Below are 26,350 nucleotides of genomic sequence, written 5' to 3' on the forward strand. Positions count from 1 at the left end.
CAGAACTTTGTCATCTTCTCGGCGTATGCTGTTCTCTACATGTGCGCGGTGAGGGGTCGTTTCGATCGCTCAGGACGCCAGGGAAGACTGCACCAGCCACGGAGGTTTCGAATCCTATGGGAGAACTGCTGACCATCAACGGCGGTAAGCCGCTCGAAGGACGTGTCAGCGTACGCGGCGCGAAGAACCTGGTGCCTAAGGCCATGGTTGCCGCACTTTTGGGGTCGGGAACGTCCGTGTTGCGCAACGTTCCAGAGATCAAGGACGTTGATGTCGTCACTGGGCTGTTGCAGCTTCACGGGGTCAAGGTCGAACGCGATTCCGAAGACGGATCAATGACGCTCGACCCTCGTGAAGCCAAGACGGCTGGATCATCTGAGATCGATGCTTTTGCTGGCGATTCTCGCATTCCGATCTTGTTCTGTGGCCCGTTGATGCATTCCGTGGGTGAAGCATTCATCCCTGACCTCGGCGGCTGCAAGATCGGTGACCGTCCGATTGATTACCACCTGACCGTCCTTCGCAACTTTGGCGCCGTCGTCGAAAAGCGTCCGGGCGGAATTCACATCTCTGCTCCTAAGGGACTCTACGGAGCCAAGCTCGAGTTGCCTTATCCTTCGGTCGGAGCGACCGAGCAGGTACTGCTGACCGCGGTGCGTGCCGAGGGCATTACGGAGCTTAAGGGCGCCGCCGTCGAACCAGAGATTCACGACCTGATCCACGTGCTCCAGAAGATGGGCGCGATCATTACGGTGCAGACAGACCGCACGATCCGTATCGAAGGCGTCAAGAAGCTCAGTGGTTACAACCACCTCGCCATTCCGGACCGCAACGAGTCCGCTTCCTGGGCATCAGCCGCTTTGGTCACCCAGGGCGATATTTTCGTCGAAGGTGCCATGCAGCGTGATCTGACGGCGTTCCTCAACGTGTACCGCAAGATTGGCGGTGAGTTCTCCGTCCACGACGATGGCATCCGTTTCTGGCATGGTGGCGACGCGCTGAACTCGCTGGTCTTGGAGACGGACGTCCATCCCGGGTTCATGACCGATTGGCAGCAGCCGCTGGTCGTAGCTCTCACCCAGGCACAGGGTGTCTCCATTGTGCACGAGACCGTGTATGAGAACCGGTTCGGCTTTACGGACGCGCTGGTGCGTATGGGCGCTTCCATCCAGTTGCACCGTGAGTGCTTGGGATCGGTGCCGTGCCGGTTCGGTCAGCGGAACTTCCTGCACTCAGCTGTGATTTCAGGACCGACGAAGTTGCATGGCGCCGACTTCGATATCCCGGATCTGCGTGGCGGATTCTCTCACCTTGTTGCGGCCTTGGCGGCCAAGGGGACCTCGCGTGCGACCGGCATCGAGATCATCAACCGTGGTTACGAAAAGTTCATGGAGAAGCTCGAAGGCCTCGGCGCCGACGTGTCGCTCTCTGATCAGCAGGCGTCACTACAGCTCATTTGATCCGTGCGGAGCCGGTGTGCCAAGTTTTTGCTCGGCCGGGTCTGCCCTACAGTTATAGCGTGACTGAGACATTTCTGCTGCGAGCCGGGTTCGCCGGCGCCGCCTCCATCGTTCTGCCGACACTGAACCTGTCGATGAACAAAGAATGGTCGGGCCGCGAGTACCTTCCCGACTCCGGGTTCATCCTGGTTGCCAACCACATTTCCGAGCTCGACCCACTCACGTTGGCTCACATGGTGTACCGGGCCGGCTACTTGCCTCACTTCCTCGCCAAGCGTGAACTCTTCGACGCGCCGGTGCTGGGAAAGATCCTTACTGGGATGCAGCAAGTGCCCGTCGACCGCGCCAAGGGCGGTGCGGAATCCCTCGAGGTCGCGGAGAAAGTGGTCTCGGATGGTGGGGTTGTCATCATCTACCCTGAAGGCACTATTACTCGTGATCCGCAGGGCTGGCCCATGGCGGCCCGTACCGGCGCAGCGCGTTTGGCCCTGAAGACCGGTGCTCCTGTGATCCCCGCGGGGCAGTGGGGTGTGCACGAGTTTTTACCGCGCAAGGCAAAGAAACCGTCCCCGTTCCCGCGGAAGACGTCACGTATTGCCATCGGTCCCGCTGTAGAGCTGGACGATCTGCGCAACGGTCCACTGACGCGCAAAGTCCTGGTGTCGGCCACCGAACGCATGATGCGCGCGATCACCGAACGTGTGGAGATTCTGCGCGAGGAAAAGGCGCCAGACGGGATCTGGGATCCTACGCTCAATAAACGTCGCCCGCATGGAGAAGCCCTCTGATGAGCTCACAACCAGCTCAGCCCAGCGCCGTTGGAGCGCGTGAACTGCCTGCGAACATCACCGTGTTGGGTTCCGGTTCTTGGGGAACCACCTTTGCCAAGGTGATTGCCGATGCAGCCGTCGAACGTGGTGACCACGATCTCGCCGTGATGCTCTGGGCGCGCCGCGACGACGTGGCGGCCGCCATCAATGAGCGACACGTCAATCCCGAGTACTTAGACGAGATCGACCTCCCCGAAAGTATTCGTGCCACCACAGATTTGAAAGCGGCGGTCGAAGGCGCGGAAGTGATCGTGCTGGCCGTTCCGGCTCAACATGTCCGCGAGCAACTGCATGCGCTGAAGGATGCCCTCGGCGAAGACACCGTCATCGTTTCCCTGGTGAAGGGACTCGAGCGTGGAACCGATGAGCGGATTTCTGAGATCTGTGCTTCGGAACTGGACCTAGATCCGGAGAACTTTGCCGTGGTTTCCGGTCCGAACCTGGCCATGGAGATTGCCCGTCGCGAACCGACGGCCACGGTGGTGGCATCTGCAAGTGAACAGACTGCCGCAAAGATCGCGAAGCTCACGAACTGCTCTTATTTCCGCCCCTACCGCAACACCGACGTCACCGGGGTAGAAATTGGCGGAGTGGTCAAGAACGTCATCGCCTTGGCTGTTGGACTCTGTGACGGCCGCGGATTCGGAGACAACTCGAAGGCGTCCATCATTACCCGCGGATTGGCCGAGACCACCAGGCTTGCTGCAGCTCTAGGGGCTCGACAAGAAACCATGGCGGGGCTCGCAGGGTTGGGCGACTTGGTCGCCACCTGTGCCTCGCCGCTGTCACGTAACCGCACCGCCGGTCGTTTTATGGGCGAAGGCTATCGAGCAGACGAACTGAGCTCGGTCATGCGTCAGACGGCCGAAGGCGTCAAATCTGTGTCGGCCGTCGTTGAACTTGCGCACCGCATGCGTGTAGAAATGCCCATCAGCGAGGCGATGAACGCCGTCGTCTCCGGTGCCTTGGACGTAGAATCCCTGGCCACCCTGCTCCTCGCCCGTGATCTGAAATCGGAGGCCTCCTCATGACCTCAGCCCCCACGACTCGTCGCCGCGTACTTGTTCTCTTTGGCGGCCGTTCCGCGGAGCATCCGGTGTCTTGTGTCACCGCAGTCGGCGTTCTCAACGCCCTTGACCGCAATGCATACGAAGCCATCCCTGTTGGGATCACGCGCAACGGAACCTGGTCGGCCGTCCGGGAAACTCCCGATACCTGGACCGTATCCCGACTGATTGGACAAACGGCCATCCCAGAAGCCGAGGCAGCCTCCGGTAGCCCGCTTGGTGCAGAGTTGCCTGAGGTGCAGGAACCGGAGCACCCGGTGGCGCTCCACCGCGCCTCAACAGGGATCCAACTCGTCGACACGGTCACCCACGAAGTGCTCAGCGAGGTCGATGTCGTCTTTCCGCTGTTGCACGGTCCTTTCGGCGAAGACGGCACCGTTCAGGGGCTCTTCGAAACACTCGGGATTCCCTACGTGGGCGCCGGAGTGTTGGCGAGCGCGGTCGGTATGGACAAGCACTACATGAAGTTGGCTTTCCAAGCGGCTGGTCTAACTGTGGGCGACTGGGTCACCATTACGAATCGCGATTGGTATCAGCGTCGAGACCAGAAACTGGACGAGATCCGAAACCTTGCCTTCCCGGTGTTCGTGAAACCGGCTCGTGGTGGTTCTTCCCTGGGCATCACCCGAGTCACCGACCCGGCCCTGCTCGAGGACGCCATCGAGGAAGCCCGCAGATTTGACCCCAAGGTCGTCGTCGAGGCAGGAATCCTTGGACGCGAAATCGAATGCGCGGTCCTGGACGGGCATGAAACGGACGATCCTCGTGCTTCGTACCCCGGGGAAATCGAAGTGCTCGACGAAACGTCGGGCCACCAGTTCTATGATTTTGCCGCCAAGTATCAAGATGATGCCGCAGCCGAACTCAGCTGTCCCGCCCGGATTCCCGAGGATGCCATCGACGAAGTGCGTCGCCTTGCGGTGCGCGGATTCCAGGCTGTTGATGCGTCCGGACTGTCGCGGGTGGACTTCTTCTACACTCCGGATGGCCAATGGGTGATCAACGAGATTAACACCATGCCCGGCTTCACCCCTATCAGCATGTACCCGGCGATGTGGGACCGCACCGGTCTGAGCTACCCTGAGCTGATTCACGAACTCATTGAGCTAGGCGTCGAGCGCGGGACCGGGTTGCGCTGATCGCACTGTAGTCGGCGTAGCCGACTATCCCGACCGATTCAGCCGTTGGTGCTTGGGATGGGTGCCTGCGTCGCATCGGGCTGGGCGGTGCATTCCCGCTCTGCCGGAATCCTCTCTACCGCCGACGCGAGATCAACCATCACCGACGACGAAGCGGCACGAGAGGCATCAAAGAGCACCTCAACGGCAGGGTCCCGACCGTAGCTGGTGAGACGCCAATTCTCGCCTTCCTCCATGGCGATCCAGTCAACACCATTCGCGTTGACGCAGTGCTCCGTGGTGGGCCCCGGAACGTCCACACCGCAACGCAAGACGACAGCCGCTGGATCACCCCATGCGCCCGTGGACTGCGCATCAGTGCGCGCCCGGTCGAAGCCGGCTACCGTTTCAGGAAGGGCAACCATTGCTTCTGCGCAGACAGGGTTGGTTGCATCTTCCGCGGTCTCGATTCCGGAAACCATGTTGCTGGCACACCCGGACAGACCCAAACCGACGATCGCAAACCCGGTTCCGAACACAGCCGTGGTGATGCGACGGCGACGTGGACGAGGGCCTGACAAGAGTGGGCGAAGCGCGAACGCGCCCGAGGAAGGTTGCATGACTCCAGCCTAACGATGTCTGGTTGCCGTCCGGTAAGAATGGCGATGAGAAGTCTTTCTCAGTAGGGTAGGACCGTTGTCCAAATCACTTGTCTATGAGACCGGAACCCCTGAGCTAATCGTGAATCCTCCAGCAGATCACCCGCGCACCGAGTCGCAGGAACCTCATGCCGTCGGTACTGGGGCACCGGTGATCTTGGAATGGCTCGTTCAAGCGGAGTCCGCACTGGCCAACAGCTCCGACCGACTCAACGCGATCAATATTTTCCCGGTGCCGGACGGTGACACCGGCACCAACCTCTACACGACCGTCGCGGCGGCCCGCTCCGGGCTGAATGTGGACGATCCCGCCGTCCGCACCGTGGGAGACGCACTAGCGCACGCCGGACGCGCCGCCCTGGACCAAGCGCGAGGTAACTCGGGCACGCTGATGGCGGTAGCGCTTACCGGGCTATCGGAGCCCATGCGAGAGTCGCCACGGCTCACCGCGCCGTTGCTCGCCCAGGGACTAGACCGTGCCCGCACGGCTGCATGGTCGGCACTGTCTGACCCACAGGAAGGCACGCTGCTATCGGTCCTGACTCGGTGCGCTGACGAGGCACGGGAGTTCCTGGATTCTCTGGATGACCAATCTTCCGATCACCTCAATTCTCGACGAGTCCTCGCCCAGTGTTGTGAGCACCTCGTTGTGACGGCCCGAACAGCCGTGGTGGCAACCGAGAATGAGCTGGCGGCGCTAACTCAAGCCAAAGTCGTTGACGCAGGTGCCATCGGTTTGCTGCTCGTACTCGACGCACTGCGTAGCGCCGTCACCGGCCGTCCCTGTGAAGAAGGCCTGCTCGAAGGACTGCACGGCACGGATATCCAGGCACCGCACCTGCATTCGCACCTACCCGATCATGAAGGCCATGAAGTGATGTGTTCCATGGTGCTGTCACCGTTGGACGCTGCGACCCTGCGCTTCGGGCTGGACGAAATCGGGGATTCGGTCATTATGTCTCCGATTTCCACGGACGCTGACACCGAAGGGCGGGTGCGTTGGCGGATCCACGCCCATGTTCCCAACGTGGAAACAGCCCTGGAACTCGTCCGGCGGGCCGGGCAACCGGAAAACCTCGACGTCACTGATCTTTCCGCGGGTGGGCACCCCCACGCGACCACCCACTCTCACCGGGACTCGTGAGCTCCCTCATCGCGGCCCAACCGGGCTCAGTACTTCACCAACCGCTCAGTGGCATTCTGGGCGGTCGCACAGCTACACGTTTGCAGGAACAGCTCAAGATCACCACCACCGGGGAATTGCTGGAGCACTTTCCTCGTCGCTGGGTGGAACTCGGTGAGCTGACACCCATTCATCAACTTCCCGTGGGGGAACAGGTCACGATCGTCGCTCGTGTCGTGTCCACTACCAAACGCCGCATGCAGTCGCGTCGGGGTTTCCTGGTCGATGTGGTCGTCTCGGATGACATCGATGGTCACTCCGGTGGCACGCTATCTATGGCGTTCTTCAACGGTTACGACGCTGATCGCCGCCTATCATCCGGCACCCGTGCCATGTTCCACGGCAAGACTGCCCTGTATCGGGGCGCATTGACTCTCAACAACCCCGATTTCACCGTGCTCGACGCTGCCGAAAACCCTAGCGATCAGGATCTATCTCCAATTCCGGTGTATCCGGCCACTGCGAAGCTAGCGTCGTGGACCATTCGCACCTGTGTGGATACCGTGCTGGACGCCATCAACTGGGACGCAGTTGAAGACCCAATACCCGACGATCTGCTTCGCGAGGCCTCGGACTCCTTGGAACCGTTGCCGGGACTGGACCAGGCCCTCCGCGACATACATCGCCCGCGTCAGGTATCGGATGCGTACCGGGCGAAAACCCGTTTTGCGCTCCACGAGGCGCTCATTTTGCAAGGTGTACTGTCTCAGCGACGCGAGCGCAATGCTACCCGGTCGGCCTCTACACCGTATCCGCGTCGCGAGGACGGAATGGCGGCGTTACTGGACGATCGGCTTCCTTTTACGCTCACGGAGGGACAGACGGCGGCTGGCACCGCCATCAGTAAGGGACTCGACTCGACTCAACCCATGTCGCGATTGCTCCAGGGAGAGGTTGGTTCGGGAAAAACGTTGGTTGCGTTGCGGGCGATGGCCCAAGTGGCGGACGGCGGCGGGCAGGCCGCACTCATCGCCCCGACGGAAGTGCTGGCCGCCCAGCATTATCGATCCATTGTCTCGACGCTGGATGTATTGGCCACTGCGGGGCAGCTCACCAGTTGGACGGGTCCGGCCACGGACGTCGTTCTACTCACCGGGTCGATGTCGACACAAGCCAGACACGAAGCGATGCTCAAGATTGCCTCGGGACAAGCTGGAATCGTCATTGGTACGCACGCGCTGCTCTCTGACCGCGTCAGCTTCGCCCAACTCGGGCTCGTCGTCATCGACGAACAGCACCGCTTCGGCGTCGACCAACGCGAGGCGTTGCGCCAATCCAATCCTGGCACTCACCTGTTGGTCATGTCCGCCACACCCATCCCGAGATCGGTCGCCATGACCGTCTTCGGCGATCTCGATGTCACCGTGTTGGACGCACTACCCTCCGGGAGAAAACCAGTGGCTACTCACGTGGCGCGGATGGAACACGGCCCGAGGATTATCGGCCGTGTTTGGGAGATCATCGCCGAGCAAATACAGGCCGGACACCAGGCGTTCGTCGTATGCCCCAAGATCACCCCAGGTCTGTCCGCTACGGATGCCAACACTGACTCCAGCGGCCTGAGGCTGAGTCTGACTGCACCGGAGCATGCGGCAGCCGTGGAAGACATGGTGGAACGGATTCCGCAGATCCCGGTCTTGCAGGGTACCCGTGTCGCAGCTTTGCACGGTCAATTAGACCAACCGACCCAAGACGAGGTCATGGGGCGGTTTGTGCGCGGCGAAATCGACATCTTGGTAGCAACAACCGTCATCGAAGTCGGAGTCGACGTTCCCAACGCTACGGTCATGGCGGTGCTGGATGCCGACGCCTTTGGACTGTCGACCCTGCATCAGCTGCGTGGTCGCGTGGGACGAGGGCAGGCCCCTGCCGTGTGTCTGCTAGCCACCCGGCTTCCCGACGGTCACACCGCTCTGGATCGTCTCGACGTACTGGCGGAAACGCAGGACGGCATGCGTATTGCAGAAGCAGATGTAATGGCCAGAGGTGAAGGGGACGTGTTGGGATCCAGCCAGCACGGATTTGGCTCCCGGTTGCTGGTGCTGAAAGTTCTGCGTCACGCCTCCCTCATCCAGCTATGCGCGGCCTGGATCACGAAGGCTCGTGAACACGACCCCCAGCTACAGGCCTACCCGGCGCTGGCAGGTGAGATCGCCGCGTGGGAGGCGGCGCACGAGGCGACCTCCGGATATCTTGAGAAGACCTGATCCATGTTCTGACGTATGGTGAAGTTCCACACTCCGTCACCCACGACCCAAGGAGATTCGCACCGTGTCTCGCATCGTTTCAGGCGTGGCGGGAGGCCTCCCACTCGTCTCGGTCCCCGGTACTGGAACTCGGCCAACGACGGACCGTACCAAAGAAGCCCTGTTCTCATGGTTGGAATCCCGAGGTTGGCTGGAGGGAACCGCGGTGCTCGATCTTTACGCTGGCTCGGCTGCGCTGGGTTGCGAAGCCGCCTCACGGGGTGCGGGCGAAGTGCTCAGCGTAGAAAGGCACGGTAAGGCCGCCGGGGTGTGCAAGCGCAATGCAGAGACACTGAACAGCAAGCTCGGACGCACCGCCGTGCGAGTACAGAACGCGTCTGTTGATACCGCGTTACAGCAGTTAACACCGGGCCAATGGGACCTAATCCTTGCCGACCCACCTTACGATCTCGACGGTGAACAGTTGAATCGCAGCCTGGAGTTGATGGATGCGGTGTTGGATGAACGTGGACTGCTGGTGTTGGAGCGATCCACACGGAGTGCTGAACCCCAGTGGCCCCAAAGGCTGGACGTGATCGAACAGCGTGACTATGGGGAGACCCGACTGTACTTCCTCCGTCCACGGGACGATGAACAGCCAGCCCGACGATGAAGAGGAGTGAGCCCGATGGAAAACACCAACAGTTCGATGCCGGTCACGGATTTGGCGATGGAGCAGGTGGTGACCGCGGGCGAGACCTACCAGATTGACCTGGTCACCCAAGGGCCCGCCACTGATGCCAGGGCGGGAGTGCTGGAGCTAGCCTTCTCCGACCGTGCAGGTAGCAGGATTGAGCTTCCGGACTGGCCCCATCATTCGTCGTTGTTTGGTGAGTATCTCTACCTGAGGGCTAAACAAGACCAGCCGCGGCGGATGACGTTGCTCGTCACCGCGCCGGCTGGGGCGACCCAGCTACGACTTGCTGGCCATGCCTGGTCAAATTACGAGGGGCTGCAACTATTGTCGCCACCGCGGTTCACCCCATGTGACGACGTTGCCCTCAAGGTCAATGAGCCGATCGGGGGAGAGGTCACCGCGGGCATTGCGCTCGCGGCCGTCCACGCGTGCCACCATGTTCCTTTTGATGTGGAGACCATGCAGGTGGAGATTCCGGTTCAGGGAAATCTGCGACCAGTGCAGCAGATGCTTTACCTACGATTCTTCGCCGAAGACGATGCTGCACTGAGCGTTTCTGCGGCGAGCACCGCAGATTCCACGGTGATCGAGATTCCGGTAGAGACCCACACAGGTAGCTGGACGGTGCACAGTGACGACATCATCGTGCCAGACAGCGCTGCTTATTTACGGCTATCAGGGCCTGTTCCGAGCCATGACACGAATCCGGTCACCATCACCCGCATGCCGGGGCTGCGCTGGAAACGCCCGGTGGAGGAATCGCCCGAGACCACCTGACTCAGCTCGATAGCGCTTTTTCCGCGTCGCGCCACTGCTGAGCCAGGTTGCGCTCATAGGTACGTGACAAGGTGTAGCTCTGTCCGAAGTACAAGCCGCCAGGCGTTAGCGTGATCTCTCCGATGACTAAACCCTGCACACTCCGGTACAAGTCGATGCGGCAGAACGGGGTCGGCACCGCGCTGGAGGCGGCCTCACCGACTCGAATAATTTCCGGTCCGATCTCGGACAGATCGAAGTCACCGATGTCCACTTTTCGTGGGTTGTAGCTGATCCGGTCTCCGCCGATCGGAGTCAGTTTCCGATCGAACCACTGCACCGTATGTGGCCGTGTGTTGCGATCTATCACCAGAATGAGCTCGACCCTCCCGCCGAAAGCGTAGACCTTGAAATCACGGGGAATGTCGTAGCCGTCAGCATCGACGACCTTCTCCTCGACTATCAAACGGTTGCCACTGAGATGCTTCTGGTTAAGCTCCGGACGGTCGAAAAACTCTTGCTGGCGCTCCCTGATCTCGTCCTCAGTGAGGACCTCATCATAGAACGCCTCGTGAAAACCCTCCGGGTGCTCCGAGAGGACCATGACTCCCTGCGCTGAATGTAGCTGTGTCGGTTTCAGCACGAACTCCAAGGGCAATCCGGAGAGATTGATCTCGGCAGGGGTCTCGAAATCTCGCAGAATATTCACCACAGGTAGGGAATGGGTCTGGCAGAACCGGGCACACTCTATCTTGTCGTGCAGGAACCATGGGACATCTGGTTCCTCACCGTCGATCCGTCGTTGAAGATACTGGTGCCAATACTCCATGCCGCCTCCTGTGCTGAACGTGGGGTGGTGTTTCTATCGAATGCGTGTGTTGAGGGCTTGGCGAGCTGCCGCGATTACGCTGGGTTGCTTGCAGAAGGCAAAGCGCATCCACGATTGCAGGGGAGCATCGCTGAGCCAAGGGCGGCACAATGCGGTCACGGGGATTCCAACAATCCCGACGGACTCGGCTAACCACCGTGCCGCTTCCGTGGCATCGTTGCGCCCCCACGGCTCCAGATCCACAACAGCAAAGTACCCGGATGCTGGAACCACAGGGTCAAGCCCCGCATCACGAAGCGCTGCCACAAGCTCATCGCGACGATGCCGAAAGCCGTCCCGCTGCTCCCGGAGGTAGTCATCACCCTCTCGCAGGGCGTGGGCAATTGCATGCTGGTACGCCGGACCGGACGAATACGTGAGGAACTGCTTGACGGCACGGATCGCAGCGACCACTTCAGGTGCACCCATCACCCAGCCGATTTTCCACCCGGTGAGTGAAAAGGCTTTGCCCGCCGATGACACCGTCACGACTTTCGAGCTAGCCACCTCAGTGCCGTCGGATGCTGTACTACCGCTGGCCATCGGCAGGTGGGCGCCGTCATAGACGAGATGCTCGTAGACCTCGTCCGAGAGCACCCAGAGGTCATGGCGGTGTGCGATTTCCAGGAGCGCATCCCGCAACTGAGCCGTCAGTATCGATCCAGTGGGATTGTGTGGCGTATTGATGATGATCATCGAGGTGCGCGGAGTGATGGCGGCCTCCAAAGCCGCCGGGCCGGGTAGGAATTCCGGCGCATTCATGGGCACAACTACCTGGGTTGCACCCCGTAACGCGATCATGGCTGCATACGAGTCGTAGAACGGCTCAAAGGTGATGACTTCGTCGCCGGGTTTCACCAGAGCCAAAAGAGCCGCGGCAATACCTTCGGTGGCCCCGGTAGTGATCAGTACCTGATCTTCGGGGGAGTAATACAACCCATAGTGGCGCTGTTGGTGCTCGCTGATCGCCCTGCGCAGCTCGATCAATCCGGTACCCAGTGCGTACTGGTTGGCGTTCGTGGCCCCGGGGGTCATCACTAGTTCGGCGGCGCGCTGGCGGATCCACTCGGGTCCATCAGTATCGGGGAACCCTTGTCCAAGGTTCACCGCATGGTGCCGAACCGCCAAACTCGTCATCTCTTCAAAGATGGTCGGTGCCGGTACCCCTTCACGGAGCAACCCGGCTGATTCGGCCGCACTTTTCCAGGGTCCGGTGGGGTAGGGTCGAGTCAAGGAATCCATAGTCTTCATAGTAGGTTGTCCCATGCGTCGAGCAGTTTGTCCCGGTTCATTCGACCCCGTCCACAACGGCCACGTGGAGATCATCGCCCGGGCGTCCTCGCTCTTTGACGAGATCATCGTCGCGGTGTCTACCAACGTCAACAAGACTTACCGATTCTCCTTGGAAGATCGCATGACGATGATTTCCGAGACGGTGTCCTACTTGCAAGGCATCACCGTGATGGCACTGGAAGATGGGCTGATCGCAGAGTTCTGCCGCGACCAGGGCGCCAATGCCCTCATCAAGGGGATTCGCAATCCGCTCGATGTCGACTACGAAATGCCCATGGCGACCTTCAATAGGCACCTCACTGGCATTGAGACGATTTTCCTGCCGACGGATGGGCGGTATGCGCACGTCTCCAGTTCGCTGTTGAAGGAGATCTCAGGTTTGGGCGGGGACATCTCTGAATTTGTGCCGCGCTCGGTGGCACGCCGGTTGGCACGCTAACTCCGTAGCCTTTCCTCGCGCGTCTATTTGGTTCAGTGCATCCTGGGCGATACACTGGATGCTTGGTTCAATCGATCCAGCGCGCCCTGAAGCCCTTTCATCTGATCGGTGTTGTGTGGCGTGCGGACTCGGGCAACAACGAAGACTGATACGGAAAGGAGTCCAGACGATGCCATCGACACGATCGACGTCCACGTCGACGACTGCCAACCCGTGGATCCTCTCCGTTAATGACCTGGTCCAGAGTCCCGGGAACATGCGCACGGTGGAGGGCATTTGGCCCGCACCGGACGCGTTGTCTGTTCCTTTGTTCGGCATTCAGCAGGGCGCTGATGTTGACGTTGAATTGCGACTGGAATCGGTGCATGAGGGAATCCTTGTGTCCGGTCAGGTCACCGCTGACGCCAACGGAGAGTGCTCCCGTTGCCTGGATCCCTTGCATGAGACCCTCGTGGTTCCCGTGCAGGAGCTGTTCCTCTACGAGCCCGAGGGCGATGAAGAGGACCAGCCACTGGTTCAGCGCGACACCGTAGATGTCGAGCCTGTGGTCCGCGACTCCGTGGTGCCCTCGCTCCCGTTCCAGCCGGTGTGCCGGGACGACTGCCAAGGGCTGTGCGGACAATGCGGCATCCGTTTGGATGAAGCTCCTGAGGGGCATCATCACGAGCAGGTGGATCCGCGTTGGGCGGCATTGGCTGCGTTTGCGTCCGAGCAGGATACCGACGACACTGGACTGGAAGAAAAGACCTCCGATCACGAGACAGAAGAGAGATAATCGTGGCTGTTCCAAAGCGGAAGATGTCCCGTTCCAACACGCGTTCGCGCCGTTCGCAGTGGAAGGCTTCGGCCCCCACCCTGATCAAGTCGGTTGAGAACGGTCGCGTCAGCTACCGTCTGCCGCACCAGGCTCAGTTGGTGACCGACTCGGCCGGTACCCCGTTGTTCTACGAGTACAAGGGCCGCAAAGTCGCTGACGCCTGAGGCACACCTTGACTCGTAAACGTGCATCGAATTTCGATGCCGAGCGGACAACTCAAGAAGTGACGAAGCATCTCGGAGTCCATATTGGCGCCGAGATGCTTTGTCTTGCTTTAACCCACCGCTCCTATTCGTTCGAGCATGGAGGCATCCCCACCAACGAACGACTCGAATTCTTAGGCGATTCCGTCCTGGGTGTACTGGTCACTGACCACTTGTATCGCACGTTCCCCGACGGAGCCGAAAGCTCACTGGCCAAACTACGCGCCTCAGTCGTTTCGACTTTCGCCTTGGCCACAGCGGCCCGACGCATCGGCATCGGTCAACATATCCGCCTCGGTCAGGGAGAGATCCGTACCAACGGTGCGGACAAAGACTCCATCTTGGCTGACACCCTCGAAGCGTTGATCGGCGCTGCCTATATCGAGGGCGGATTCGCACGCGCCGAGCAGATCGTCGCACAGCACATCATCCCGCTCCTAGACGACGACGATGTCATGGGAGCTGGCAAAGACTGGAAAACCCTGGTCCGCATGGTGACGGAGAACAACGGTCTAGGCGATCCGGTCTATCAGATCGATTCCACTGGACCGGACCACGCGCGTTCATTCACCGCGACTCTCGTTGTCCAAGGCGTTTCCTACGCGACAGCCCAAGGTGGTTCCAAGAAGGAAGCAGAGCGGGAAGCCGCTCGCGCCAGTTGGCCCGCCATCAAGGAACTCGATCATGCCGGAGTTGCCTGAAGTCGAAGTAGTGCGAAGGGGACTGCAGAGCTCGGCCGTCGGTCGACGGATCACTGACCTCGAGATTCTCGATGCTCGAACCTTAAGACGCCACGGGCAGGGCCCACAGGATTTCATCGAGCAAGTTACCGGGGCATGTATAGACTCCGCCCAGCGTCGTGGAAAGTACCTTTGGCTACCGATGAAGACTGGCTCTGGTGAGGGAACAGCCATGGTCGTTCACCTCGGTATGAGCGGGCAGATGCTCGTGTCTCGTAGTGATATTCCGGATCAGCGGCACTTGCGGTGCCGATTCGTTTTGGATGACGGTGCCGATGAACTGCGATTCGTTGATCAACGAATTTTCGGCGGACTCTACATGGACCGTCTCATTGCTGTGGACGATGCACCCGGCGAGACTATTCCTTCCACCATCGTGCATATCGGGCGTGATCCTTTGGACCGACTCTTTAGCCTTGATGAGGTATTTGCACAGACCCAGCGTCGCCGCACTGAGATCAAGCGGATCCTGCTGGACCAGTCGGTCGCGGCAGGAATCGGCAATATTTACGCGGATGAGGCCCTGTGGCGGGCCGGTCTGCACTTCGCGACGCCGGTCAACTCCATGAGTCGTGACGAAGTTACCGCCATCTATGCAGCGGCCCACGAGGTCATGACTGAGGCATTAGACCAGGGAGGAACCAGCTTCGACTCCCTCTATGTGAACGTCAACGGTGAATCCGGATACTTCGCCCGTAGCTTGAACGTCTATGGCCGTGCGGGAGAGAACTGCCGGCGGTGCAATAGCACCATCGTTCGCAGTGCCTTTATGAACCGCTCGAGCCATTACTGCCCGGTGTGCCAGCCGATTCCTTGACCAAGGAATCTCGTGGTGACGCTCGGGTTTCTGACAGAGTGCGTTCGTTCTGTGTGCGTATACTTTTTTCGTCGGGATAATTGGCGTGCGAGCATGCCTGGACGACGCTCCGTATTCGTTGAAGGGACCTGAGTTTGTCACGTGCATCGCACTCCGCGCCACGTCGGTTCCGCCGCCTCCGGCGGATTCGACCTCCGCGGAAAAGCGTTTGGTTGACGCTACTCTCGTCTGTGCTGGCTCTAGTGCTTGTCGGAGCCGGAGCCGTTTCCCTGTACGCCAACCGCCTCACCACCGAGTTCAATGAAGGACGCCAGACCGTGGAGTCAGGAATCATTCCCGACCACGAGCCGCTGGAAGATGGCGTTCTGAACATCTTGCTTCTAGGATCCGACTCGCGCGGTGATGCCGAAAACTCAGATGAAGGTGGTGGCGAGCGCTCGGACACCATGATGTTGGTGCATATCCCGGAAGACCGCGAATCTGCCTACGTCATGTCGATCATGCGCGACCTCTGGGTAAATATCCCGGGATACGGCGAAACGAAGGTCAACGCCGCTCTCGACTACGGAGGGTACCCCTTAGTCATCGACACCGTGGAAGAACTCGTCGGCGCCGACATTGACCACCTTGCTATCGTCGATTTCGACGGCTTCAGAGAACTGACGACGGCGCTGGGTGGTGTCGAAGTCGAGAACTCGATCCCCTTCTCTTCCGGTCAGTCCAATCCTGCCTTCTACCCAGAAGGGACCATTCGGCTTGAGGGCACAGACGCACTGCGTTTCGTACGCGAGCGTAAGGCTTTCCTCGACGGTGACTACCAGCGTGTCAAAAACCAGCAGCTGTTCCTCACGGCGATCATTAGGCAGCTGTTGAACGCAGATACCCTTACTGATCCGCAGAAGGTCAATGATGTCGTGAGCATGTTTACCCCGTTTATCACGGTGGACGAAAGCCTCGATGCCTCGACCATCGTGGACTATGGCATCTCACTGCGGGACCTCCGCGCCAACAACATCGAAATGTTCACTATCCCTAACGCCGGCCCGGGAACAACGTCCGGCGGCGCCTCGGTGATCTGGCAGGACGAGAATGTCATGCCTCGACTGCAAGAAGCGTTCCGCAACGACGACCTGGGAGCCTTCCTCGAAGCCGAGGGCTTGCTGGAAGATGTGGAGGGGGAAACCGAGATTCCGGATAACGGCGGACCAACGGGGACCGCATCTCCGAGTCCGGAGACATCAACTGGAACGGATAGTGCCAGTTCGTCCGAGCCCACTACGGGCCAAGGGTGATCTCGTGCGAGTACAACTGATCACGCATTCTTACCTGCCCGAATACACGCCGCCTCGACGTCGCTGGGAAGCGTTCGTTAGCGAGCTACGCCGCGCTGGTATCCAAGTGGACGTCATCGCTCCGGTCGCTGATCCACGTTGGTTGTCGACGCCGGAAGATCACCAAGCTGCGCGCACCCGCTGGGGGCCGAGCGGGGAGCGAATCGTGCGAGTCCCCGGACTGGCTGCTTTGACAGGAAGTCGAGACGGTCGTTTTTACGCCTCAGTTATCCAGTCGTTGGCATCTATCCCTACGTCTTGGACCATTGAGCGTCCGGACGTGCTTGTCGTCACCATTCCTGCCTTGCCCCTGGTCGTCCCGGCGCGAGTGATTGCTGCGACGCAACGTGTCCCTCTGATAGTTGAAATGCGTGATGCCTGGCCAGATCTTGCCTTTGACTCTGGCGTGAAGGCTGGCCTGCTGTCGAAGGTGTTGGCCTGGCTAGTAACTGATGCGCAGCGCTCTGCAGCAGCGGTTGTGACGGTTACTCGAGGATTCGGTGAGCGCCTTATTGAGCGTGGCATTGAACGTGTCGTACACATCGGAAACGGTGTCGCACGAGTCAGTAGGTGGGACAATCTAAAATCCCGTGATCGTCGGACCGGCGAGCTAAACGTCCTGTATCTCGGCAATCATGGTGAGTCACAAGGGCTGGATACCCTTATCGAGGCGGCTGCCCTCGCTCGGCAACGTAATGTCGGTATCAAAGTGCACTTCGTCGGTGACGGTACGCAGGTGAGTTACCTTCGAACGGTTAATCACAGGTTCGGAAATCCGGTTACGATGCTGGGCCCAGTCTCTCCGCAAGCAGTGGCAGCACATTATTCGTGGGCAGACACCTGTGTCGTCTCTTTGCGTTCCGACTGGAAGAGCTTTGACTGGACCGTGCCTTCGAAAACCTATGAGTTAATTTCCACGGGAAAGCATCTCACCGGCATCGTGACGGGCGAAGCAGCGGGGATCCTGACGGACTATGGCAACAGCATCGTGGTTGCAGATGACCCTGAGGAGATTGCTGAGTCCTGGGTGCAGTTAGCCCAAGATTCGACCTCAACGCCTATGACAGATCACGGTGAGGACTGGCTCCAACGGAACGCTGAATTATCCATACTGGGTCGACGCATGGTGAACTTGGTTCAAAGTGTGAAGGAGCGTCATGATTTGGCGCACCATGATCAAGGGAACAGGATGAAATCTACGTCAAACCGCCCATCATGGATCGGGCAACTTCGCCGAAACGCCCGGTTGACGTCGACAACAGTGGCCGACCATCTCAACGACGATCCAGTCTTGTTGGCCTTGCAAATTTCGCGGCGCCTCCCACAGCGCCTTCGTGGTCCGCTCTCCAAAGTTGGGACGATGGTTCATGGTGGCGGACTTGACCTGGTACGTGGGGTTTCCCTCGGGGCAGCCGGGCGGTCCGTGGAATTAAAGCGGATGGCGCTAGATGCTGTTGAAAAGCGCTCCCCGGATCGCCATCTCGTCACGTGGGCCGACTTGATGATTAATGACGGCGACGTCGTCACCGCGAAGTGGATTTTGGATCGCACGCGGCCCGGTACACGCGGTCGTAATGAAGCACTCGCAAGACTTGAGTGGCATCAGGGCAATATGTCTGCGGCTATCGCATTACTGGAGGGCACGCGCGCGACGAAACATCGTCGTCGATTGTCGTCTGAACTGCGTAGCTATCAGGGGGCGGCTCCAGAGCTGAAGCCTGTCGCAGGCTATCTACCGAATCAAGACAAGGTCCTGCACGTGCTGACGAATTCGTTGCCCCATACGGGGTCCGGTTACGCCCAACGATCACATTCCATCCTGGCCTCCTTGAAAGATCGCGGCTGGAACGTTTCGGCAGTGACGCGGATCGGTTGGCCCGTACAGACTGGATCGTTGGGTGCATCACGTGTTGATGTCGTGGATGGAATCACCTATCGACGTCTTCTGCCACTTCAACTGGCGACAGGTTTTGACTCACGCCTGCAACAACAAGCGGAGATGCTACTCGAAGTGGTGTTGGAGGAAAGGCCTTCGGTGCTGCACACCACCACGCATTGGACGAATGCTCTGGTGACGCAGGCCGTAGCGGTTTCAGTCGGGATCCCCTGGGTTTACGAAGTAAGGGGCCAACTAGCGGATACTTGGGCTTCAACGCGAGATGCACAGGCATTGAACTCTGAACGCTATCGATTGTTCGTAGAGCGTGAGGACGTAGTCTCCCGGGCCGCGGACGCGGTTGTCACGTTGGGTGACAACATGAGAGCGCGCCTGATGGGCGTCGGAGTGTCGGCGACCAAGATTGAAGTCTGCCCGAATGCTGTCGGAGGCGTATTTATAGAACCGCCTTTGACGAAAGCCGAGGCGCGTCAGGAACTTGGCCTTGACGAGCGTTTGGAATACATAGGCACGGTAAGTTCGATCGTTCCTTACGAGGGTTTGGACACGGTCCTCAGAGCGGCTGCCCAACTTGCCGAACGTCGACCAAATCTGCGAGTTCTTTATGTTGGGGATGGGACGGATCTACCGCGGTTGCGAGAGCTGGCCGCAGAACTAGGCATCTCGGACCGTCTGCTGACTCCGGGTCGAGTTGACCGAACCAAAACCAATTTGTACCACCAAGCCCTTGATGTTTTCGTCGTTCCGCGTCGTGATACTCCGGTGACCCGGTCGGTCACACCGATGAAGCCAGTAGAAGCTTCCGCTTCCAGCAGACCTGTGTTGGCCTCAAATCTCCCGGCATTGGAAGAGCTCGTTGTCGACGGGGAAACGGGGATGTTGGTTGCTCCTGAGAACCCAGGGGAGTGGGCTGGTGCAATTGAAGCATTGCTGGAGTCTCCTGAGCTGGCGGAATCGTTGGGATCTCGAGGTAGAGAATGGGTGCTTGCCGAACGGACTTGGGCCGCTAACGCTGAGAAGTACGAGCGAATTTACAAGAAGCTCATTAGTGAGAACACTCGTTGATCCGTAGACCGGACTAGGTACTCTCCAGACAACATTCCGCAGAATGCCTCCCAGGAAGTCCCCAGGCCGTCGCCTATACTTGATCGATGGAAAGCAGGCTGCTTTCGCGGTTTGCTCTGACGTATCAACGACTCGCAACCGACTGTGTCCACAGCAACTCAAGGAACGAATCTATGTCGAACATTGACAGTGTCGCGGTTATTGGCCTCGGCTACATTGGGCTCCCGACCGCGGCCATCCTGGCTGAACACGGAACGCGGGTTCATGGGGTAGACGTCAACCAGAAGACCGTTGACGCGATCAATGCCGGAACCGTGCCTTTCGTCGAACCAGACTTGGGCGAATACGTTGAGCGCAACGTGAAGGCAGGAAACCTTACTGCTTCCACGGACACTCCGGCGGCTGACGCTTATATTGTGGCGGTCCCGACCCCCTTCCGTGAAGACAAATCGGCGGATCTGTCATATATCGAAGCTGCAGGTCGCGCAATCGCCCCCCAGCTGACGGGTGATGAACTGGTGATCCTTGAGTCAACTTCACCTCCTGGTGCGACGGAGCGCCTGGCAGAGGTGATTTTTGAGGCCCGTCCTGATTTGCGCGAGGGTGGCGGCCTGATGTTCGCGCATTGCCCCGAGCGAGTCTTGCCCGGCAAAGTCATGACTGAGCTGGTCACCAACGACCGAATCATCGGTGGTTCGAGCCCGGCTGCAGCCGAGCGTGCTAAGGCTCTCTATGAACGCTTCTGCAAGGCTGAACTCCTGCTGACCGACACTCGTACTGCGGAAATGTCGAAGCTGGTCGAGAACTCGTTCCGCGACGTCAACATCGCGTTCGCCAACGAACTGTCCATGATTTGCCAAGAACTTGATATTGACGTGTGGGAGCTCATCGAGCTGGCCAATCATCATCCTCGGGTCAATATTTTGCAGCCTGGTCCCGGCGTTGGAGGGCATTGCATCGCCGTGGACCCGTGGTTCATTGTTGCGGCCGCTCCCGAAACTTCTAAGATCATTCGCAACGCTAGAGAAATTAATGATTCGAAGCCTGAGTGGGTTATCCGCCAGGTCAAAGCAGAAGCTTACGACGTAGCGAAAGATTCCGGCCGTACACCGGTCATTGCCGCCATGGGGCTAGCATTCAAGCCCAACATCGATGACCTACGTGAATCGCCGGCCTTGAACATCGCATTACGTCTATCCGACGAATTCGCGGATAGTCGCATCCTTGCTGTCGAGCCGCACGTCAATGAGCTTCCGGCCCGTTTGTCACAGGCAAACAACATTGAGTTCTCTGAGGCGAGCGCGGCCATCGAACAGGCCGACATCATCGTCCTCCTGGTCGACCATGACGTCTTTGCCGGTCTGAAGCCTCAGGTACAAGGCAAGAAGGTCGTCGATACCCGAGGACAGTGGCGCTGAACCAAACATCGCTAGAGACGTGGCACAGTAAGGGAGGTCGAACCGCATGCGTTTGCTAGTCACAGGAGGCGCGGGTTACATCGGCGCTCACTTCGTTGATCAAGCTATTGAACGAGGCTATTCTGACATCGTCGTCGTCGACGATCTCTCTACAGGCATGCAGGAGCGCCTTCCCGCATCTGTGGTGTTCGAGAAGGTCGACCTTTCTGGGGCCGACGGTGTTGATCAACTGACATCGTTGCTCACCGAGTACTCCATCGATGCAGTGGTCCACTTCGCGGCCAAGAAGGTTGTCGGTGATTCGGTTCAACAGCCGGAGTACTACTACCGCAACAACGTTATGGGGACACTAAACCTCCTTACGGCGATGAGATTTTCCGGTACGCCGCGATTCTTGTTTTCTTCATCTGCGGCAGTGTACGGAGAACCAGACGAGTCTGTCGTATTCGAAGACACCCCGTGTAATCCCATCAATCCATATGGGGAGACGAAACGCATCAGCGAACTCGCGATTGCGAACGCAACCAGGGCATGGGGCCTGAACGCTGTTGCCCTGCGCTATTTCAACGTTGCGGGTGCGAAGAACGCGCTCTTAGCTGACACGACGACCACGAATCTGATGCCTGCGATTCGGGATAGGTTGTCCAATAATAGTTCCCTAGCGGTATTCGGTGATGACTATGAGACCCCGGATGGCACATGTGTGCGCGACTACGTACACGTCTTGGACCTCGTAGACGCACATCTCGTGTCGCTAGAGGCTATGGAGCGAGCGTCTGAAGGACGTTTCGATGTTTACAATGTGGGGACAGGGCGCGGTAGCAGTGTTCTCGAAGTAATCACATGCTTCCGTGAGAAAGCCGCCGTGGATCTCGAGTATCAAATTGTTGAGCGTCGGGCAGGTGATCCAGGAGCACTGACTGCGGACGTGCACAAGATCTACAGCGAACTGTCATGGCGAGCTCGTTTGGACCTTGGCGATATTGTTCAGTCCGTGGTTGAGTACCCGCCGAATCCATATTCCCAATCGAGCGGATGAGGGCATTGCCCACCTACGCCGAGACCGCACCACACGTCGGTGAAGATGATCTTCGTAGCACTCACTGAATCTAGACCGCGCACCATCTCCTAGGGGACCCCATCACTATGTTGCAGTTGTTCCGCAGATTCTCCCGGAAGCAGAAGCTTGTTCTGGGATTCTTCGTGATCATGGCAGTGCTCGCCACGGTCATGTCGTTCTTCCTTGACGATACGGTCCTCATCATCCTTCTATTTTGGCTGCTCGCGCTGATCGTGTTCATCATGATCATGTTCTTGAGGCGTTTGAACGCGAAGATCGTGCGTCTATCCCGCGGAGAGAAGATCTCCTCAAAAAAAAAGAGATCTGAGCCGAAAAGTCGCCTGACCTCTGCAGAGCCTCTTCAGGTTCTGCAACAGCGCTTTCAACGGCGTAAGGACGCGTCGACCGCGCTCCCTTTGGCGAAGCGTCTTTTCTCAGATGAGGGACAGATCCGTGAAGCGAATGAAGTACTGCGCGCGCTGACCCCCGACGTAGAACTGTCCGAGGTAGAGTCGAGGTTCGTCCAGAGGGTGGGCTCTTTCGCTAAGTACCTCGAAGCTGAATACCGACTCCCACAACGGCATCGCACGTATAACTACGTGTCCATCCGCGACAAAGTCATGTATGCGGTTGGCTTCTCCCCGGTATCGACGAGTAACGGTTACACATCCCGCACGCAAGGGATTGCGAAGGGGCTCATGGACGCGGGTGCAGACGTGGTGGTTGCCCCGATGCCCGGGAAGCCCTGGGATAAGGGGCCCCAGCCGGGATACCGCGTTCCGAAAGAAGAGGCTCGATACACAAGGAATGTCGACGGTGTCCGATATGTGCACAATCCAGGGCTGAAGGCTTGGGAAGGCGACTTGGATGTCTTCATTCAAGCCACCGCCGATGCGTACGTCCGTGAGGCAATGATAGAGAAACCAGAGTTCATCATTGCAGGGTCAAACTACTTGTCAGCGTTGCCTGCTCTGATTGCTGCACGTCGTTTGGGTGTGCCATTCGTCTATGAGATTCGAGGGTTCTGGGAAGTTACCGCAGCCTCACTGCGTCCGGGATGGGATCAGACCGATCAGTATGAGTTCGATCGGAAATTCGAGTATCTGGTGGCTTCGCAGGCGGACAAGATTGTCGTAATCACCGAGGAGATGAGGCAGGACCTGATCGGCCGAGGGCTTGACGGGCAGAAGATTTCGGTGGCGCCGAACTGTGTCGACGTCAATAAATTTATTCCAACCGGCAAAGACGCCGTACTCCTGAAACGTATGGGGTTCGCGCGCCCTGACCTGCCAATGGTGGGCTTTGCTGGCAGTGTAACTGAGTACGAAGGTCTGGAACTTGTAGCGCAGGCACTTGCCGACTTGCGTGGCGAAGGCTACGACTTTAATTTCTTGGTGATGGGGGCCGGGAAAGGACTACCGGATCTTGAGAAGAAAGTATCTAGCTCGGGGCTGGATGCTGTGACACGTTTCGTTAGCGGCGTGCCAAACGATGAGATGCCGGTCTACCTCTCCTCGATCGACATTTTTCCTCTTGCGAGGAAGTCTTTACCTGTCACAGAACTAGTCTCGCCCTTGAAACCGCTGGAAGCTATGGCGACTGGTGGCGCTGTAGTACTTTCTGATGTTTCACCGCATGGGGTCTTTCATGGAGACGAATCTTCACGTGCCTTGTCCTTCCGGAAGGACGACGTTAGTAGCCTGAAAAACCAACTGCGGACCTTGCTCGATTCTCCTGATGCGTCGAAGCTCATGGGATATCGTGCACGCGCCTGGGTGAAAGCGAATCGCCAGTGGTCTCATTCTGGACGCGTGTTTTGGGACGTGGTCGAGTCTTTGAGGGAGGGAATCTCCAAGACTGATATTCAGGCCGAACCTGATCTTAAGGACTACACGGTCGCTTTTATCGGAGATACGTTCACGTCCGATACTTTCCTGCCGGAGCTCACTGCCGTCAGGGTGACCCCGGAAGATTGGCGTAATCAATACTCGGATCAGCCGTTCGAAGTACTTTTCATCGAGTCCGCTTGGCAGGGTAATGACCAAGCCTGGGAAGGTAGCATCGGCTACTACGGTGACGAAGCGCACGCACCAATCGTAGAGCTGATCGACTTCTGCCGTTCCAAGGATGTTCCAGTGATGTTCTGGAACAAAGAGGACCCGGTGCACTTCAATCGTTTCAAGAAGACGGCTGCTTTGTGCGATTACGTGTTCACCACGGACGCAAGGACAATCCCGGCATACAACGCGCAACCCGACAACCACATCAAGACTGTGGCTTCAGCCCCGTTTGCTGCACAGCCACGTCTACATAACCCATTGCCGAGTGAACGTCAGAATGAAGACTCAATCGCATATGGTGGCACCTACTACGGCGACAAGTACGCGACCCGTAAGCAGGGGTTGGACTTCCTCTTCTACGAATCTGTCCCATACGGCTTGGCGATCTACGAACGCGTACACAATGACCCGAATTCTCCGTACAGGTTGCCGGAGCGTTTTAAGCGCTATGCAAGGCCTAGCCTGAGCTACCCGGATATGTGCCAGGCCTACAAGGCTCATCCCATTCACCTGAACGGTAATTCCGTGGTTGATTCACCCTCGATGTTCTCTCGTCGAGTCGTGGAGATCACGGCATCAGGGTCCAGTGTGTTGAGCTCTCCTGGAAGAGGAGTAGACGAGACTTTCGCAGGGACCGTGCCAACGGTCGGTACGCCAGATGAAGCCAGCGCCGTCTTGGCGAGATGGAAGGGATCTGAAGAACTTCGTCACCGCGAGCTGTGGCGAGGGATGCGGCACGTATACGAAACCCACACGTGTGCCCATCGGCTCGTATATATGATGCGTGTTGCAGGATTCTTGGTGCGTAGCCCGCAGCCGCCGAAATTCGCCGTCGAGTGCGCGTCGGCTGATCTGCCTGCCTTCAGGAACCAGACTTTCGCTCCCGACGTGTACCTTCTCACAGATAATGAGAATGCTGAATCTGTTGACGTTCCGACGTTGCCTGTGTCCACGCCAGACCTCTACGAGCGTCTGAAGGCACGCGGTATTTTCCACATCGTTCAAGCACGAAGCAATGTCGGTACCTTGGGCCAGCATGACCTTGAAGACCTCGTGACGGCGTTGACCTTCGGAGATTGGCACGCCGTGGGGAAACGTGTGGTGACTTGGGAAGCAAACGATTCTTTCGTCCCCGTTGCCGCGCTCAGTACTGACATCAACGATCAGGTTGTATTGTATGACCTTGACACTCACGCGCAGCGGTCTCAGAGCAATGACCCAGGCCTCAAGGGCGGCAGCGTATTCGCCTGGCAGGTCGTGAAGGACACAAAGGTCGCTTCCGATAGGCAAGCGCAGAGTATCTATCTTCCTCCTGCGAAGAAGACGGTACTCCTGGCTGGACACGATTTTAAGTTCTTCCATGAAATCAGTGCGGCGATTAGCAATGCCGATCATGAAATTCTTGTTGATCAATGGTCCGGTCATGACATCCACAACGAAGACGAGAGCGTCGAGTTGCTGGCCCGAGCCGATGTAATCTTCTGCGAATGGTCGCTAGGAAACGTTGCCTGGTACAGCAGAAACAAGAAACCAGGTCAAAAGCTCATCACGAGATTCCACGCCCAGGAACTTCGGACCAGGTATCTGCGGGACGCTGACATCAGCAAGGTCGATACTTTCGTCTTCGTATCACCGACCGGTATGGCACGAGCTCGCGTGCTCTACGGTATCCCCGCGTCCAAATGCGTAGTCGTTGGCAACACCTTCGACTTCACAAAGTTCGATCAAGAGCGAGAGAATATCAACCCGTGGAACTTGGGTTTGGTAGGTTCAGTGCCCCGCTCTAAGAGACTGGACTTGGCCCTGGATATCGTCGAGGGTCTCATCGCCAGCGACTTGCAGTACCGCTTGTACGTTAAGGGAAAGCAATATACTGACTTCGAGTGGTTGCTGAATCGAGAACCTGAGAAAGCATACTTCGAAAGTCAGTACGCGCGTCTCGATCGATCACCGGCCTTGAAGGATTCGGTCATCTTCGAAGGGCATTCCAGCGACATCGGAGCCTGGTATCGCTCGCGACCCGGGTTTATCTTGTCAACAAGTGACCATGAGGGGACTCATCAAGCGATCGCTGAGGGTGGCGCAGCGGGATGCATCCCGATTGTCCTGCCGTGGGCCGGGGCCGAGGCAGTCTACGGTGACCGTTGGATTGTTGAAAGCCCGATCGAGGCGGTTGAACGAATCCGCCGTTTCACGAACGATCCAAGGATGTTTACGGAAGAATCGAATCTTGCCCGTCGGTACATGCGCGAACATTTTGCGCCTGAAGTCATCACGCAACGCCTGTTAAAGATCATTGAGTCATGAACGCTTGAGCGAAAGGTGCCTGAGGCCACCACTCGAATAGTGGACATCCACGTTAGCGGGATTTGCAGTCCTGCTGGAA

21 protein-coding genes are annotated in these 26,350 nt (G+C 58.4%); 18 read left to right on the top strand and 3 right to left on the bottom strand.

Annotated elements, in window-relative coordinates:
• The first annotated feature begins 116 nt into the window (after positions 1-116).
• From murA to P8192_RS06475, 4 genes are read left to right on the top strand one after another with little or no spacing between them, the layout of a single operon-like run.
• Positions 117-1,460, top strand: coding sequence for a UDP-N-acetylglucosamine 1-carboxyvinyltransferase (gene murA, locus P8192_RS06460; protein ID WP_270105546.1), 1,344 nt, complete (start codon positions 117-119; stop codon positions 1,458-1,460).
• A 59-nt stretch (positions 1,461-1,519) separates the two neighbouring features.
• Positions 1,520-2,248 carry a lysophospholipid acyltransferase family protein gene (locus tag P8192_RS06465; protein ID WP_270105545.1) on the top strand — a complete coding sequence of 243 codons (729 nt, stop codon included), beginning with the start codon at positions 1,520-1,522 and terminating at the stop codon, positions 2,246-2,248.
• Positions 2,248-3,321, top strand: coding sequence for an NAD(P)H-dependent glycerol-3-phosphate dehydrogenase (locus tag P8192_RS06470; protein ID WP_278159453.1), 1,074 nt, complete (start codon positions 2,248-2,250; stop codon positions 3,319-3,321). Before P8192_RS06465 ends, P8192_RS06470 begins: the two co-directional genes overlap by 1 nt.
• The gene (locus P8192_RS06475) at positions 3,318-4,496 is read left to right on the top strand and encodes a D-alanine--D-alanine ligase family protein (protein WP_270105543.1); all 1,179 of its coding nucleotides are present in this window, start codon (positions 3,318-3,320) and stop codon (positions 4,494-4,496) included. Before P8192_RS06470 ends, P8192_RS06475 begins: the two co-directional genes overlap by 4 nt.
• A 38-nt stretch (positions 4,497-4,534) precedes the next feature.
• On the opposite strand, the gene P8192_RS06480 is transcribed toward P8192_RS06475, so the two are convergent.
• Positions 4,535-5,095: a DUF3515 family protein gene (locus tag P8192_RS06480; RefSeq protein WP_347403430.1), complete on the bottom strand. Its 561-nt coding sequence runs from the start codon at positions 5,093-5,095 to the stop codon at positions 4,535-4,537.
• Between the two features lie 76 nt (positions 5,096-5,171).
• On the opposite strand from P8192_RS06480, the gene P8192_RS06485 reads away from it, so the two are divergent.
• The 4 genes from P8192_RS06485 to P8192_RS06500 all read left to right on the top strand — a co-directional run bounded on the left by P8192_RS06485 (position 5,172) and on the right by P8192_RS06500 (position 9,977).
• A complete protein-coding gene (locus tag P8192_RS06485; protein ID WP_333481986.1) occupies positions 5,172-6,278 on the top strand; it encodes a DAK2 domain-containing protein in 1,107 nt (368 codons plus the stop codon).
• An 80-nt stretch (positions 6,279-6,358) separates the two neighbouring features.
• Entirely contained in the window at positions 6,359-8,524 is a 2,166-nt protein-coding gene (locus P8192_RS06490; protein ID WP_278159456.1) for an ATP-dependent DNA helicase RecG, read from the top strand.
• A 64-nt stretch (positions 8,525-8,588) separates the two neighbouring features.
• Positions 8,589-9,176, top strand: a complete 588-nt coding sequence (gene rsmD, locus P8192_RS06495; RefSeq protein ID WP_278159457.1) for a 16S rRNA (guanine(966)-N(2))-methyltransferase RsmD — start codon at positions 8,589-8,591, stop codon at positions 9,174-9,176.
• A gap of 15 nt (positions 9,177-9,191) precedes the next feature.
• Positions 9,192-9,977 carry a hypothetical protein gene (locus tag P8192_RS06500; protein ID WP_278159458.1) on the top strand — a complete coding sequence of 262 codons (786 nt, stop codon included), beginning with the start codon at positions 9,192-9,194 and terminating at the stop codon, positions 9,975-9,977.
• 1 nt (position 9,978) lies between these two features.
• On the opposite strand, the gene P8192_RS06505 is transcribed toward P8192_RS06500, so the two are convergent.
• Positions 9,979-10,785 (bottom strand): ATP-grasp fold amidoligase family protein, encoded by an 807-nt coding sequence (locus P8192_RS06505; RefSeq protein WP_278159460.1) that lies wholly within the window; start codon positions 10,783-10,785, stop codon positions 9,979-9,981.
• A gap of 33 nt (positions 10,786-10,818) precedes the next feature.
• The gene (locus tag P8192_RS06510; RefSeq protein ID WP_278159462.1) at positions 10,819-12,066 is read right to left on the bottom strand and encodes an aminotransferase class I/II-fold pyridoxal phosphate-dependent enzyme; all 1,248 of its coding nucleotides are present in this window, start codon (positions 12,064-12,066) and stop codon (positions 10,819-10,821) included.
• Positions 12,067-12,088: 22 nt separating this feature from the next.
• Between P8192_RS06510 and coaD the strand changes: the two genes are divergently transcribed.
• The 10 genes from coaD to P8192_RS06560 all read left to right on the top strand — a co-directional run bounded on the left by coaD (position 12,089) and on the right by P8192_RS06560 (position 26,271).
• Positions 12,089-12,556 carry a pantetheine-phosphate adenylyltransferase gene (gene coaD, locus P8192_RS06515; protein ID WP_270105536.1) on the top strand — a complete coding sequence of 156 codons (468 nt, stop codon included), beginning with the start codon at positions 12,089-12,091 and terminating at the stop codon, positions 12,554-12,556.
• Between the two features lie 169 nt (positions 12,557-12,725).
• Positions 12,726-13,331: a YceD family protein gene (locus tag P8192_RS06520; protein WP_278159464.1), complete on the top strand. Its 606-nt coding sequence runs from the start codon at positions 12,726-12,728 to the stop codon at positions 13,329-13,331.
• A gap of 2 nt (positions 13,332-13,333) precedes the next feature.
• Positions 13,334-13,537 carry a 50S ribosomal protein L32 gene (gene rpmF / locus P8192_RS06525; protein WP_270105534.1) on the top strand — a complete coding sequence of 68 codons (204 nt, stop codon included), beginning with the start codon at positions 13,334-13,336 and terminating at the stop codon, positions 13,535-13,537.
• A 59-nt stretch (positions 13,538-13,596) separates the two neighbouring features.
• Positions 13,597-14,277 carry a ribonuclease III gene (gene rnc, locus P8192_RS06530; RefSeq protein ID WP_278159467.1) on the top strand — a complete coding sequence of 227 codons (681 nt, stop codon included), beginning with the start codon at positions 13,597-13,599 and terminating at the stop codon, positions 14,275-14,277.
• Positions 14,261-15,133, top strand: a complete 873-nt coding sequence (gene mutM, locus P8192_RS06535; protein WP_278159469.1) for a bifunctional DNA-formamidopyrimidine glycosylase/DNA-(apurinic or apyrimidinic site) lyase — start codon at positions 14,261-14,263, stop codon at positions 15,131-15,133. Before rnc ends, mutM begins: the two co-directional genes overlap by 17 nt.
• Positions 15,134-15,363: 230 nt before the next feature.
• The gene (locus P8192_RS06540; RefSeq protein WP_278159471.1) at positions 15,364-16,425 is read left to right on the top strand and encodes an LCP family protein; all 1,062 of its coding nucleotides are present in this window, start codon (positions 15,364-15,366) and stop codon (positions 16,423-16,425) included.
• Positions 16,426-16,429: 4 nt separating this feature from the next.
• Positions 16,430-19,426 carry a glycosyltransferase family 4 protein gene (locus P8192_RS06545; RefSeq protein ID WP_278159473.1) on the top strand — a complete coding sequence of 999 codons (2,997 nt, stop codon included), beginning with the start codon at positions 16,430-16,432 and terminating at the stop codon, positions 19,424-19,426.
• Between the two features lie 173 nt (positions 19,427-19,599).
• On the top strand, positions 19,600-20,844 hold the full coding sequence (gene wecC / locus P8192_RS06550) for a UDP-N-acetyl-D-mannosamine dehydrogenase (protein WP_278159475.1): 1,245 nt from the start codon (positions 19,600-19,602) through the stop codon (positions 20,842-20,844).
• Positions 20,845-20,890: 46 nt separating this feature from the next.
• Positions 20,891-21,883, top strand: coding sequence for a UDP-glucose 4-epimerase GalE (gene galE, locus P8192_RS06555; RefSeq protein WP_278159477.1), 993 nt, complete (start codon positions 20,891-20,893; stop codon positions 21,881-21,883).
• 107 nt (positions 21,884-21,990) lie between these two features.
• On the top strand, positions 21,991-26,271 hold the full coding sequence (locus tag P8192_RS06560) for a glycosyltransferase (protein ID WP_278159478.1): 4,281 nt from the start codon (positions 21,991-21,993) through the stop codon (positions 26,269-26,271).
• Positions 26,272-26,350 lie beyond the last annotated feature (79 nt).

The sequence above is a fragment of the Citricoccus muralis genome, from assembly GCF_029637705.1.
Classification (GTDB): domain Bacteria; phylum Actinomycetota; class Actinomycetes; order Actinomycetales; family Micrococcaceae; genus CmP2.